Genomic DNA, 14,281 nt, shown 5'->3' with positions numbered 1-14,281 from the left:
CCCCAATGGTAGGGGCGCACGCAATGCGCCCCTACCATTGGGGAAATAATATTATTGTAGGGGCGAATTGCATTCGCCCTCTTTTAATAACTTGCCTATCCTTATGTGAAAAATATTCTTTAGGTTTTAATTGTAGATTAACATGACTAAAATCTTACTTGAGGCTTTTAATCATTCTTTTGATTTGATCTGCATTTCCTACCTTATACTTTTTTGAAGAAATATCGTAGGGACATAATATATTATGTCCCTACCCTGTGATTGAATTTTGATGAATATTTAAACATCTGTCAACAACAGGGATTTAAACGTTTAGAAGATAAATTACAATTAAGTGGTTATTTTCCTGACTTAGGGGTATTTCTCCACTTTCAAAATGATGATCTTTTGAAAAAAACAATCATTCTTAATACTGCCTGGGGAACAGATGCAGTTTATAAAGTATTAGATAATGAAACTGTTAAAAAAACTTCGGTAAATTTGCTCGCAATGATTTAAAAAATATCTGGAATGAAGAAAAATATATCACCATGCACGGAGAATTATTACGCTTAATGATGAACTTTAAGTTATGTTATGAAATTCCCAGTCAACCAGGAAATTATATTGCACCACAATTATTAAGTACAGAGCAACCAGAGTATAATTGGGATGAAGAAAATAACCTGCTTTTGCGTTATGAATACGAATTTATGCCCAAAGGTATTATAACCCGTTTTATTGTGGAAACCCATGCCATAATTGAAAATGAAACTTGTGTTTGGAAAACAGGAGTTGTTTTAAATAAAGATGGTGCAAGGGCAGAAATTATTGAACTTTATCGCTATCATAAAGGAGAAATTAGGATTAGAGTCACAGGAAACCGTAAACGAGATTTATTAACAACAGTGAGACATGAATTAGATAAAATTCATAAGTCTTATGAACGTCTCGAATATAAAACATTAGTCCCTTGTAATTGTTCAAAGTGTAAAGGGAGTCAGTCACCTGATTTTTATCTTTGGAATATCCTTAATAAATACATTGATGATAAAGAACCCACAATTAAATGTAACAATAGTTATGCTATGGTAAATGTACAGGGTTTAGTCAATGATATTGTTCGACCTGATTTATTTACATTTGATAATAAAGAGGAAAATCCCATGTCAGATCAACGTACATTTAATTTTTATGGAAATACTCAGTATCATGAAAAAAATCAAGCTGAAGGAAACCAGAATAACTATACTTCTGACTCATCTATAAAAAATTCTCTCGATGAAATTAGAGAAATGTTAAATAAGCTAAATCATGAAAATCCCAACATTAACGAAACAGAAGCTACAGAAATCATACAAGCTGAATTTACTGAAATTCAAAGAAATCAACCGCAGAAATGGGAAGTTATTAAACCAGTATTTGATAGGGAACGATGGTTAAATGGGGGTAAAACGGCATTAATTAAAGTAGGAGAACATTACAGCGAAAATAATGTATTCTATAAAGCAGCAGTTGGTTTTGTAGAAGGATTTACCGAAAGTGAATAATCAATAAACTTGACCTGACAATAAAGGAGTTTAATTTTAATGCTTAAAACCCTTGCAAAATTGTATGAAACCGACTTTGTTGCTTGGACTGAAGAAACAACAAAACTAAAATTTTCATCAGTGATCCCTTCCAATCCAGACCCCAAACAAGTTAAGGTAAGAGTGGGGTGAAATTACTGATAAACCATGAACGCAACAAACGATATTATCATCATAGGCGGTGGCATCATTGGAACGGCGATCGCAGTAGACTTAAAACTGCGGGGCGCATCTGTCACTGTTTGTAACCGAAACTTCCCCCAAACTGCCTCCGTAGCAGCAGCAGGAATGTTAGCCCCTTATGCGGAAGAATTACCCTCTGGCCCACTGTTAGACTTATGTTTAAAGTCTCGCTGGTTATATCCTGAATGGGTGCGGAAACTGCAAGATCTCACCGGACTCGATCTCGGTTACAATCCTTGTGGTATCTTGGCCCCTGTCTATGACTTACCCCCTGTCGAATTACGCAACAATTCTAAGGGACAATGGTTAGATAAAACCGCCATTCGTCTCTATCAACCAGGGTTAGGGGATGATGTGGTAGGAGGTTGGTGGTATCCTGAAGATGGACAAGTAGACAACCGCCAAGTAATGCCGGCCCTACGTCAAGCAGCCCAACAATTAGGGGTTGAGATAAAAGATGGCGTAACTGTAAATACCCTACAACAAAAACAGGGCAAAATTACCAGTATTTTAACGAACCAAGGAGAATTAGAAGGTAACACCTACATTATTGCTAGTGGATCTTGGGCCAGTCAAATTTTACCCCTGCCCGTGCGTCCCATCAAAGGGCAAATGTTAGCTGTGAGGATGCCTCAACAACCAAATGAACCCTATACCCTACAAAGGGTATTATACGGGCCACAAACCTACTTAGTCCCCCGACAGAATGGACGTTTGATCATAGGGGCCACCTCCGAAGATGTGGGATGGACTCCCCATAATACCCCCCAAGGCATCGAAACCCTGATTAAACGAGCAACCCGACTTTATCCTAAAATAGCAGACTGGCCCATCGAAGAATTTTGGTGGGGTTATCGGCCCGGTACTCCCGATGAATTGCCCATTTTAGGTCAATATGGTTGTGATAACTTAATTTTAGCCACAGGACATTATCGCAACGGTATTTTATTGGCCCCAGTGACAGCATCTATGATTGCTGATTTAGTAATTAACCAAAAAACTGATCCCTTATTGGATAATTTTAAAGGCGATCGCTTCTACAGTAAACCTTCTCCCCCACCCCTATCTATGACCACTTTTAATCATTATGCAGTTCCCCAAGCTATTAATGGCAACAACGGAACTTCTCAGCTTTCCCCTGTAGATGAATTAATCATTGCCGGGCGCAAATTTCACTCGCGGTTGATGACAGGAACAGGTAAATATCCTAGCATCCCAATTATGCAGCAAAGTGTGGTGGCCAGTGGATGTCAAATTGTGACGGTTGCGGTGAGGAGAGTCCAAACTAACGCCCCCGGCCATGAAGGGTTAGCAGAAGCTTTAGATTGGGGTAAAATTTGGATGTTGCCCAATACTGCGGGCTGTAAAACCGCAGAAGAAGCCATCAGAGTCGCCCGTTTAGGTCGAGAAATGGCTAAATTATTGGGCCAGGAAGACAATAATTTTGTCAAACTAGAAGTGATTCCTTATGATAAATATTTGTTACCTGACCCCATAGGAACCCTAGAAGCGGCTGAACAGTTGGTTAAAGAAGGGTTTGCTGTACTGCCTTATATTAACGCTGATCCTCTATTGGCTAAGCGGTTAGAAGATGTAGGATGTGCTACGGTGATGCCATTAGGTTCTCCCATTGGTTCGGGCCAAGGCATTCGTAATCAGGCTAATATTGCTATTATTATCGAAGAAGCGAAGATTCCTGTAGTCGTAGATGCGGGGATCGGAACCCCTAGTGAAGCCTCTCAAGCGATGGAAATGGGCGCGGATGCAGTGTTAATTAATAGTGCGATCGCCTTAGCTCAAAATCCCGTTATCATGGCTAAAGCGATGGGAATGGCTACAGAAGCAGGAAGACTCGCTTATTTAGGGGGACGAATACCCGTTAAAGAATATGCGATCGCCAGTTCCCCTTTAACGGGAACAGTAGTATGAACTTATTTTGTGAAGAATATGAACTTATTTTCTGAACTTATGAATTGCAAAATGAAGCAGTGAACCCTGACAATAGAGCAAAAGACTGCTGTTAACTTGTCAATTTTAAATAGGTGCAAGATATGAGTTTAACCGCGAGTTATCTCTTAGCCCCGGCCAATCAAGGATTGATCATTATGGCAATTATAGGATTACTGTTAATGATCCTAGCCATCTTGACGGGTTTTGCACCAGATTTGATGGAAGGGGAGTCTACTACAGTTCCCCTATTAAGAATTCCGGTTTTTGGACTATTATTAGCCTTGGTCGGGGTTGGATCAGCACCCATACTCTTTCTGTTGGGTATTTATCCCTTTATGATAGGGATGATCGGCTGGGGCGGTAATTTATGGTGGCATTGGCAATATGGTTTGTATCCTAATGTGACCGAATCCTTTATAATCAAAGGAGTCGGGTTAATGTTGGCCAGACTCCTAGTCGGCATTTTTGCCCACTTTAAACCTTTATTAAAAACCCATACCACTGCTGAACAACTGATTCCTGAGCGATTTATTGGTTGTAAAGGAAAAGTTCTTTCTGTCTTGGGAGAGGAACTGATGGAGATTAATGTTTATGATACTGTTGGGCAATATTCTGTGCAAATTTATGGTTTGCCTTGGGAAAATGCCAGCGATCGCCATTTTCAAGTAGGAGATCAAGTCTACATTCTGGGTTTAGTTTCACCTCGACGCTATGCCGTAGTAAAAGCCGATAGTTACGATGAAATGAAAGCGATCAAGGATAACCCCCTAATATAAATCAATTTTCTCTTTTCTTTTATGAATAATATGAACTTATTTTCTGAACTTATGAATTGACAAACCAATAAATGAACTATAACAATAAAGTTAAGAATTGCTGTCAATAATTTGAGGTCATAATTCCATGAATCCACAACTAGAATTAAATTTAATCCGAAAATTCTCTCCCAAACAACCCCAAACCAGTTATATTGAGGTGGCTTCTACGGTTGAAACCCCCTATATCGCTCAAATCCCCCTTAACAGCGATTGGGCTTGGCTTGTACCCGTCGGAATTGTTGGCGGTAGCATCCTAGGGGTGCTGATGATCAGTTACTTGATGTTTACTAGATTTTATCGGGTTTGTAACACCAATGAAGCTTTTGTCATCTCAGGCCCCACCCGTGATAAACAGGTTATAACTCGTTCTACCCTCTTTTTCCCTGGATTTGAAGCCATTACCATTGTTTCACTTAATCAGGTGACGGTTACTGTTGTACGGGGTAATACTGTAGAAAAGCCCTTAAGAACTAAAGATTTTCTCAAAGCAGTATTTAACGGCAGTTTACAGGTACGAGTTAACCCAGATTTAGAGAGTATTCGTAACGCGGCCATGTTGCTCGGAAGTGGAAAAAAAGGGGACAAAGAAATCTTAGTAGAAGAAGAAGACATCAAAAAACGAGTCAATGATATTCTGGAAGGCCATTTGCGTGATGCTGCTTCTCAAGCGAATTTAGGGGAATTACAAGGCAGCGTGGACATGGTAACAAATCATCTTAAATCTAAGATAGAACCTGATTTGGCCCGTTATGGCTTGCAATTACTCAATATTGCCATTACTAACATTGATGAACTTAATCATTATAATCCTGATAATTATTTAGATATTCAAGCAGTTGTTACGCGAGAATCTATCGTACAACAGAATAAAAAAGAACTGGAAAAAGTACAAGAGGAAACGAAAACAGAAATTGCTTTACTAAAACTACAAGAAACCCAAAAACAATTGTCGGCCGAACGGCAATTAAGGCAAAAAGAGTTAGAAAATAGTCTGCAAATTGAGCAAATGACTACTGCTAATGAAAGGCAAATTCTTGAAGTCCGACAAACAGAAAGGGCTACACAAGAATTGATTAAAGTGCAAAAAGAACAAGAAATTAAAGAAGGAATGATCTCCTCTGCACAAGAAATACAAGAGCGACAAATTCAACAAAAAGAAGCTCTTGAATCGGCAGAAATTGATAAAGGCATTAGAATTAAACAAAAAAATCAAGAATTAGAGGTGGCTGAAATTCAACAAAAAGAAGCTGTCGAATCAGCAGAAATCGAGAAAGGCATTAGAATTAAGCAAAAAAATCAAGAATTAGAGGTGGCTGAAATTCAACAAAAAGAAGCTGTCGAATCAGCAGAAATCGAGAAAGGGATTAGAATCAAAGAAAAGAATCAAGAATTAGAGGTGGCTGAAATTCAAAAGAAAGAAACAGTCGAATCGGCAGAAATAGCTAAAGGGATTAGAATCAAAGAAAAGAATCAAGAATTAGCGGTGGCTGAAAAAGATCTGATTGAATCGCAAACAGCAGTTTCTATGGCTAAAATAGAGCAGGAAGACGCGATTCAAAGGGCTGAAGAAGAAACTCACAAAGAAATTGCCCTTATTAAAGCTGAACAACAGAAAGAAACCGCTTTAATCGCTCAAAAAGGGGAATTAGAGCAAAAAAGACTGATGGCAGAAAACGAAAAGAGTATCGCTTTACAACTTGCAGAAGCAATTCAAATTAAAGCGGCGGCAGAATTAGATAAATCTCTCAAAGAAGCAGAGGGTGAAAAAGCAAAAATTGCAGCACAAAATACAATTTCTGTCAAAGCTTTAACTGTACAACTTGCGGAAGACAATCTAGAAAAACTGATTAAAGTGTTACCTGAAATTATGGCCGCTTTAGCACCACAACCAGGGGTATTGGGAAATAATCCTATTATTCTTGCCGGAACTCAAAACGGAGAAAATGGCGACCCTACTAAGCTATTAATGGCCACCAGTGGCTTGACTATTTTAACGAAACTTTTACAAAATCCAACGGTTATGAATTGGGGACAACAATTAGTTAAAGGATTCGATTCGGATGTTGCTATTGATCAAAATAGTGTGTTAAAATTCTTACAGGAAAATCCTCAAATTTTGACTCAGTTAGCAACCCAAAAACCTGAGCAGAAAAAAACCACGTAGATGTCATTAATCCTTAATTGATTAGGAGAAGAACAATCCATGTTAAAACTTTATGGTGGTAAAATTTCACGGGCAACGATTGTTCAATGGTATTTGGAAGAATTAGGGGTTCCCTATGAATTTGTTCTCTTAGATATGCAAGCAGGAGAACATCGTCAACCTGAATTTTTAGCCATTAATCCTATGGGCAAAGTTCCAGCAATTGTAGACGGGGATTTTACACTGTGGGAGTCGGGGGCAATTTTACTTTATTTGGCCGAAAAATACGGTAAATTACCCACTTCTGTTGAGGAAAAAAGCGTATTTTATCAATGGGTATTGTTTGGTAATTCTTCCTTAGCAACAGGTTTATTTGTGGAAGCAAACCGAGAAAAGGAGACTCCCAAATTATTATCAGCTTTAGAGACAATTTTAGCCAATAAATCCTATTTAGTTGGGGATGAATTCACCGTTGCTGATGTTGCTGTGGGTTCAGTTCTTACCTTTGCTCAGTTTATGTTAAAAATGAACTTTAATGAATATCCTGCTGTGGCAGAATATGCAAAAAGGATGATGGAACGTCCAGTCTTTGCAAAGGTTATGGGACAGCCAAACCCCACAAATTAACCGATATTCTTACAAAAAATGAGGAGTGTTTCCCGTGGATAAAGATACGAAATTTGCCCTATTAGTTATTGGTTTGCCCTTAGTAGGATTAGTTTATTGTGGCTTAATTATTGCCTTTTTAATGAATAATCCTTTTGGTCGTCAACATCCTTTATTCACTGGGTTTTTTGTCATGTTTGTTCCCTTTGTCATAGCTGCAAGCACTTGGATAAAAGCTTCTGCTAAAGCTTACAAAGAACATGAATTAAATAAATCTCGCTAACTTTAACCGTCTCTTGGCGGATTTATAACACCTTTTCTGTAGGGCTTTTACTACTTTAAAATATCCTCTGAATCATCTCTTAATTTAAAATACCAGTAAAGATTAGCAACGGTTAAATCTGAAGCGATTTGTAAATTGGATGAAGCTAAGGTTTTATGTGCCGATAAATTAGCTTGCTGACTAATATATAATTCAGCGTTTTGACGTAAATTAGAGTCCATCATAAAGAATAACTGATCTCGTAGAGAACCAGGATGAGACTTTTCTTGTAACTCTTTATAAAGCGAAAGTTCTAAAGGTTCTGATGGGATAAGTGGAATGTCTTTTTGATTATTACTAAGAGGAACATCTGTCTCGCTAAAATCAGCACTTTGAAGTAATTTTAGGTCTTCAGAAGGGAGGGACTTTATCCAATCATTTTGAGTTTGCCAAGACTCGATGACAACTAGATCATGATAACGAATTCGGCTGATTTCAGGAAACAGAAAATCAAGCTCGTCTTCAGTTTCACAAGATTTAACGACTTTAACCGTATCTTGGCGGATCTTACCTTGGAGACACTTTAGGCGATCGCTAACAACGGATAACTCCCCTTGCATCTGGTAAGTTGAGATAATGGTTTGTTCAATACCCCAAGCACATTCGGCGCGGCGAAGGATTCCTGGGGCTGATATTTCCTCAAGTAATTGGGGGTTAGTATAGTCTGCTAGAGCTTCATATAACATTCCTCGTGCTGAATCGATTTCAGCATTTCTGCGGCTAATATCTTGTAATTGAAGGGCTGAACGCAAACGATTTATTGCCTTTGTAAACAAACCATAGGCTTTGACTAAAATTAAACGATGTTGTTCAAATTTAATATCTTGAGCGACTTCTTCTATGAGTTGAATAATTTCTCGTCCTTGGTCTTTCAAAGCTTGCTTTAAGTCAATAAAACCGTTTTCTACGTTTATTTCCAGTCTCTCTACGGCTTTTCTTAATTTTAGGGTGTGATAGAGATTCACAGCAGAAAGCGCAACCCCTGCGGCCACTCCTACCCCAATGACGGCGGTAGTAGCTTGCAAGACTCCTACACTGGCTTGGATAGATTGAAGCCCTTGTTGCACGACTTGAAAACCTCTATGGGTTTGATACATTTGTGCGCCACTGGTCACGATTTGTAGGGAGGCGGTTAGGGGGTTGGCTGCCATCCCTGCACTGTTTATAAAACCTTGGGCAAGACCAACAAACTGCCCTGTGGCTGCATCTCTGGCAAGACCAATGGGAACCCCAGAAGAAAAGACTGGTGCATATTTACCTGCTGCGATTCCTGCTTCAATGAGGGGAGAGAACTGAAACAACATTTTGCCGTTTTCCTGGTGTAAAGAACATCTTTTTTCAGATTAATCGGTTAGGTTCGCTAACTCATCCGTATTTTTTGGGAATGTTGTTAATTTTTTAGTGACATCTGGGAATGTTAGAGTCAGAAACCCACTCGATAAACAGATCCCCATGAATAAAACGCTAGTTGATATTTTTTCATTTTTTTCACAAGCTAAACCTAATGCTCTAGATAAAAAAGGGAACGTAGTTTATAAAGAATTAGAAAAATTTCAAGTTTATCGGCAAAAGATTGAATCTTTATGTCATCAAATGCTTCTTACTCTCATGGACTGTAATCAAGGGGGAGTTCTTGCTCATGATCAGATTCAAGATTTAGAAAAAATTCGTCAATTCCTAAATTCAGACGCATTTAGAGTAGCTGTTGTGGGGGACTTTAGCCAAGGAAAATCAACTTTATTAAATGCCTTATTAGGGGAAAAAATTCAACCTGTTAGAACGATTCCTTGTAGTGGAACTGTCAGTGTTCTCAAATATGGCAAACAAAAGCGAGTTATCTGTGTATATAAGAATGGGAAACAAGAAAATATTTCCTTAGAACAGTATCAAGAAAAAGCGTCTATTGATAAAGATATCGCTTTAGATAGTGCCAGCGAAGGACTGAAGAAAAATCAAATTAAGGAAATTATTTTTGAGCATCCCAATTTAGAATTATGTAAAAATGGAGTAACGTTTCTTGATTCTCCAGGCTTAAATGAACATCCTGACCGTACTGCTGTTACGAAACAACTCCTTGAAGATATAGATGCTATTATTTTTTTAACAGATGCTTCTCGTCCTTTAACGCAAGGAGAACGAGAACTTATTCAAGAATTAAAAACCTCTCTCAATGGGGGAAATTCAAAGCAACCTGCTCATAATCTTTTTCTTGTGGTTAATAAATGGGATCTTTTGGATGATGAAGAAGAACAAGAACGTCAAGACGTTAAAGAACGAATTGAAAGAATTTGTTTGGGAGAAACTGCTCTGATAGCTGGTGAAAACAGAATTCATTTTTTATCTGCTCAAAAAGTTCTAAAGGCAATTATTGAACAATCTGATAGCCAACATTTAGATAATTTTCAATATTTTACCCAGTCTCTTGAGACTTTCCTGGCTAAAGATAGGGGTTTACTAAAATTTCAGAAAGTTCCTAATCAAATACATAATTTAGTTGAAGTTAGTATAAAACAATTGGGACAAACAGACCAAGACTTTGAAAACAAGTTAAATATATATGAAGCTGAAAAGCAAAAAGTGATAGAACAAATAGGTCAAGTCAGTGGTTGTGACGGACGAATCAACAAACTTGCTTCTGAAACTTCCGAACAAATCAAAGAGAAGCTTCACGAAGCTTTAGACAATTGGGGAAAAGAAAACTTAAAAAATAGATTGACTGATAAAGTTATTCGTTGGAATTCTTCACATTCAATGTTTTGGAATCAAAAAGCTGTTATTAAAGATTATCAACAGCAATTTTTTGAAGATTTAAAATGTGAAATAACTAATTTTGAAAAAAACGATTTAATTCCTATTATTAAAGAGAATTGTCTCATTCTAGACCATCATTTAAAGCTAGAGTTTGACAAAATTAAAACGGGTATAGATGGAATAGATCAGCAGATAAAAAGTAATCTAACTAACGAACTGAATATAACTCTTGGCCAAATTGACACAGAGTTTATTTTTGGAGGATTAAAAATAGGTGCTGATGTAGTAGGTGCTTGTGTAGCGGGTTTCTTACATTTAGCATTAGCCCCTTTAGCATGGCCTGTGTGGTCTTTCTTTTTAGTTATATCGGTTGCTGGTTTTGGAATAGACGGGTTTAGTAGAAAACATGATAAGGACAAAGAAATCAAACTTAAAAAGAAAATTTTTGAGCAAGGGTGGAAGTCTTTTAGAAAATCCCTAGACCCTATGAAAAAGAAACTTGATGAGATAGTGTTCTCAACTATTGATCAGCGAGTGGAAAAAGCAGATAGCATTATCACAGAATTCATATCTCTTTATGAAAATATGTTAGAAGCACAAGAAAAACTCTATCAAGAAACCATAGAAAAACGTCAAACCAACAAAACTATGATTACTCAAAAATCTCAAGAACTACAACAATTTAGCAAGCAAATCGAGCAGCTTGTAAATGATTTCTAATCTATCAACTTATTCAATTAACTAACTATGAGCATCTTTAACAAACTGAAAGCAACTGTTCAAGATTCCCGACAAATCATCCAAGGAATTCTTAAAGACTATATTCTGTTAAAGGTGGGATTTGTTCAGCCGTTAAAGTAACAACTTTGCCATCTTTAATAATACTAATTGATTCTCCTAATCTTCCTAAATTACGAAAATACTTAACCACTAATCTACACAATTATTTAGGCAATGAATTAACGGTAATCTATCAAGATGCTTTAGAGTATGTTCAAGAAAAAACGGGATTTTCTGTAGATTTTCCTCAAGAATGTCCCTATATTTTAGAGCAATTATTAGATAAAAATTGGTTTTTAAGATTAGAATCTAACCTAAACTTTTTTATCAATAACCGAAGTGCCAACGGCTTCTGAAATCTGGGAAAATCCGTGTTTTTCTAACTTAGTAATTAACTCTTTATTAATTTGCGGAATCATCCAAGGCCCTTGATAAATCCAACCTGTATATAATTGTAATAAACTGGCTCCTGCGGTAATTTTTTCCCAAGCATCGTCAGCATTAAAAATTCCCCCAACCCCAATAATTGGTAATCTTCCTTGAGTTTGTTCATAAATAAATCGAATCACCTCAGTTGAACGTTGGCGAATAGGTTGGCCACTAATTCCCCCTGCTTCCTGATCAATTAGATTGCCTGTTTTTTCGAGAATTTTTGTCTTTAAACCCTCCCGTTTTATGGTAGTATTGGTGGCAATAATCCCCGCCAAATTGTAGGTTTTAGCTAAGTTAATAATGATGGTAATCCCTTCCCAAGTTAGGTCAGGAGAAATCTTAACAAATAGGGGTTTATGTTGTTTATTAGCTTGTTGTAATGCGTCTAAAATAAGGTTTAATTGTTCCCCTTCTTGTAGCGATCGCAGTCCAGGAGTATTAGGAGAACTCACATTAACCACAAAATAATCTGCCCAGTTTTCCAGATAACAAAAACTCCCCACATAATCCTCTGCTGCTGCCTCCAAAGACGTAATTTTCGACTTACATAAATTAATGCCAATAGGAATTTGACGGGGTTGACGTTGCCAAGTATTTTGTAAAGTTTGGGCGATAATTTCTGCCCCTTGATTATTCGCCCCTAATCGGTTTAAAGCGGCTTTATCCAGGGGTAAACGAAATAAACGAGGTAGGGGGTTTCCAGGTTGAGAATGAAGTGTCACAGCCCCAATTTCCGCAAAGCCAAAGCCTAAATGACTCCAGATACCAGCCGCGATTCCATCTTTATCACATCCTGCGGCCAACCCGACGGGGTTATTAAAGTTTAACCCCCATAATGTTTGTTGAAGACGGGGATCATTGAAACAGAAAGAACTCTCCATCTGAGAGAGTACCCATTGTCCCCAAAAAGTGTGACGGTTGCTATCAAGATAGTTTAGGGTTTTTAGAAGTTGCTGATGGGCGTTTTCTGGGTTGTTTTTAGCAGCAGCGAGAATTAAGGGATAAAGAGGTTGAGCGAAGTTAAACATAAGGTAAGTACATCGATTAGAGGGGGGAATCAATATTAGAAGTCAGAAAGAAGATCATTTAATGTGTAGGGACATTCATCGGGAAAAGTAACGGTGTCTTGTGTCTTTTTGCGAACATAACGCAAAGTCTTTCCATAAATACGCGATATATTTTGTTGTAAGTAATGGCGAAGATTCGTGTTTAAGTAAGTTTCTAGTTGGTTTTGGAAATTAACGATTTCTGATTCCCAATGAGCTTTATTATATGCCCTTTCTGAGTCCCAGTAGTTTAAGAGAAGAAAATGTCTAATAACTTGCTCTAATAAACTTTCTAATCTATGTTTTTTTTCGCTCCCCAAATCCTCTAACTCCTCGATCAAGTTTTCCAAATCTAATTTATCAAATTGTTTCGTTTTCAACAGTTTGATGTTTTCTTCTAACCAGAGAGAATCATCAATTTCATAAAGGGTTTTTAAATTAGAAATAATATTCATAAGTCATCTAGAATTAATACCTGTGTACAATATACAGGCTCAAGCCTGATTCTATAATAACAAAGGCTGTCTAAACGGCTTAATTATAAGCCTGTTTTGGTAGGCTTTGTTTGTATAGCTTGACTCTTTAGGGTTCAAGTCTATGATTTTTAAGATAATATCTAACCTTTAGAAGTCCGTGCTTTTTTTATCATATCAATTAAAGTATGATGAGCATCTTCTGCATCTTTTAAAACATGATCAAATATCACTCTAACCGGAATCGTTTCTCCCTTAATTTCTACAGATAAATTCATTCCTTCAGGATCAATTGAGTCCATTTTCGCTGTTTCAGTGTCTGGGGTATTTCCAAAGACTTTAGCATACAAAATAATGGCATCGGTGTGATCTTCATTCATGTGTTTACAAATGCGATCGCTAATAGCAGGGGTGATTGATTCAGACATGATTGATTCCTAACAATATTGATAACAAAATTCAATAATATCAGATAATTGCTCTGTTTGTTGAGGATAATTTAATTTCGGTCGTTTAATCACAATTAAAGGAATGCCTAATTCCTCAGCAACTCTTGCTTTAATGTCTTCTCCTCCCTGTTTTCCTGATGCTTTTGTTACCACTAAGTTAATGTCCCACTGTTGCCATAATGCTCTTTCTAATTCTAGGGTAATAGGAGGACGTAAAGCAATCAAGCGATCGTTACTAAATCCCGCTTTTAATGCCATATCTAAGGAGTCAATTTTAGGGAGAATACGAGCAGATAAAACAGCCTGATCATGCCATTGCTTAAACAGATGTAAAGCTTGACAACCAATAGTTAGTAAAACCCGTTTATTTAGCAGATAATTTCCTTTAATTAAAGCCTCAAAACTCTCTAATTCAATAATATTAGGATTGGGATTTAAACTAGGTCTTTCATAACGTAAATAAGGAATAGATTCTTGTTGAGAAAATTCCAGGACTTTTTGAGAAATATTAACGGCAAAAGGATGAGAAGCATCAATAATTCCCTGAATACTTTCTTGATAGCATAATTGCTTGATTTCTGCTGCCTCTAATTTACCAACTTTGACGGTTATTTGGGGAATAATAGGGTAAAGATTTTGGGCCGTAAGGGTGGTGACTGTAACAATGCAAGAAAATTGATGGGAGGCGATCGCAGATGCAATATTTACGCTGTCTCCTGTCCCCCCAATTAACCAAATTTTTCCTGATTTTTCTGTCATT

At 37.3% G+C, this 14,281-nt stretch carries 12 protein-coding genes and 2 pseudogenes; 9 read left to right on the top strand and 5 right to left on the bottom strand.

All coding sequences use genetic code 11. The features are described 5' to 3' along the window. Positions 1-261: 261 nt before the first annotated feature. The 7 genes and pseudogenes from VB691_RS15570 (at position 262) to VB691_RS15540 (ending at position 7,551) form a co-directional block, all read left to right on the top strand. A pseudogene (locus VB691_RS15570) lies at positions 262-1,529 on the top strand (COR domain-containing protein). Between the two features lie 39 nt (positions 1,530-1,568). Next, positions 1,569-1,700, top strand: coding sequence for a hypothetical protein (locus tag VB691_RS15565; RefSeq protein WP_323292425.1), 132 nt, complete (start codon positions 1,569-1,571; stop codon positions 1,698-1,700). A gap of 15 nt (positions 1,701-1,715) precedes the next feature. Further along, on the top strand, positions 1,716-3,680 hold the full coding sequence (thiO, locus tag VB691_RS15560; protein WP_323292424.1) for a glycine oxidase ThiO: 1,965 nt from the start codon (positions 1,716-1,718) through the stop codon (positions 3,678-3,680). Positions 3,681-3,802: 122 nt separating this feature from the next. After that, positions 3,803-4,477: a hypothetical protein gene (locus VB691_RS15555; protein ID WP_323292423.1), complete on the top strand. Its 675-nt coding sequence runs from the start codon at positions 3,803-3,805 to the stop codon at positions 4,475-4,477. Between the two features lie 127 nt (positions 4,478-4,604). Next, on the top strand, positions 4,605-6,683 hold the full coding sequence (locus VB691_RS15550; RefSeq protein ID WP_323292422.1) for an SPFH domain-containing protein: 2,079 nt from the start codon (positions 4,605-4,607) through the stop codon (positions 6,681-6,683). A gap of 39 nt (positions 6,684-6,722) precedes the next feature. After that, on the top strand, positions 6,723-7,289 hold the full coding sequence (locus tag VB691_RS15545) for a glutathione S-transferase family protein (RefSeq protein WP_323292421.1): 567 nt from the start codon (positions 6,723-6,725) through the stop codon (positions 7,287-7,289). A gap of 34 nt (positions 7,290-7,323) precedes the next feature. After that, positions 7,324-7,551 (top strand): hypothetical protein, encoded by a 228-nt coding sequence (locus VB691_RS15540; RefSeq protein WP_323292420.1) that lies wholly within the window; start codon positions 7,324-7,326, stop codon positions 7,549-7,551. Positions 7,552-7,601: 50 nt separating this feature from the next. Here VB691_RS15540 and VB691_RS15535 read toward each other — a convergent pair whose 3' ends face one another. Continuing rightward, complete coding sequence (locus tag VB691_RS15535; protein ID WP_323292419.1) at positions 7,602-8,894, bottom strand: hypothetical protein; 1,293 nt, start codon at positions 8,892-8,894, stop codon at positions 7,602-7,604. Between the two features lie 148 nt (positions 8,895-9,042). On the opposite strand from VB691_RS15535, the gene VB691_RS15530 reads away from it, so the two are divergent. Together VB691_RS15530 and VB691_RS15525 are read left to right on the top strand one after the other, a co-directional pair. Next, positions 9,043-11,061: a dynamin family protein gene (locus tag VB691_RS15530; protein WP_323292418.1), complete on the top strand. Its 2,019-nt coding sequence runs from the start codon at positions 9,043-9,045 to the stop codon at positions 11,059-11,061. Between the two features lie 188 nt (positions 11,062-11,249). Continuing rightward, a pseudogene (locus VB691_RS15525) lies at positions 11,250-11,477 on the top strand (DUF29 family protein); the annotation flags it as partial. Here VB691_RS15525 and VB691_RS15520 read toward each other — a convergent pair. The 4 genes from VB691_RS15520 to VB691_RS15505 form a co-directional block, all read right to left on the bottom strand. Further along, positions 11,436-12,581, bottom strand: coding sequence for a quinone-dependent dihydroorotate dehydrogenase (locus VB691_RS15520; RefSeq protein WP_323292417.1), 1,146 nt, complete (start codon positions 12,579-12,581; stop codon positions 11,436-11,438). The pseudogene VB691_RS15525 and the gene VB691_RS15520 sit on opposite strands and share 42 nt — an antisense overlap. Before the next feature lie 35 nt (positions 12,582-12,616). After that, complete coding sequence (locus tag VB691_RS15515) at positions 12,617-13,054, bottom strand: DUF29 domain-containing protein (protein WP_323292416.1); 438 nt, start codon at positions 13,052-13,054, stop codon at positions 12,617-12,619. 161 nt (positions 13,055-13,215) lie between these two features. Next, positions 13,216-13,500: a DUF2470 domain-containing protein gene (locus VB691_RS15510; protein ID WP_323292415.1), complete on the bottom strand. Its 285-nt coding sequence runs from the start codon at positions 13,498-13,500 to the stop codon at positions 13,216-13,218. 9 nt (positions 13,501-13,509) lie between these two features. Next, the gene (locus tag VB691_RS15505; protein ID WP_323292414.1) at positions 13,510-14,280 is read right to left on the bottom strand and encodes a cobalt-precorrin-6A reductase; all 771 of its coding nucleotides are present in this window, start codon (positions 14,278-14,280) and stop codon (positions 13,510-13,512) included. Position 14,281 lies beyond the last annotated feature (1 nt).

The organism is Crocosphaera sp. XPORK-15E (genome assembly GCF_034931425.1).
Lineage (GTDB): Bacteria > Cyanobacteriota > Cyanobacteriia > Cyanobacteriales > Microcystaceae > UHCC-0190.
Note: the sequence above shows the minus strand (reverse complement) of the source record. Positions and strands in the feature narration are given on the sequence as shown.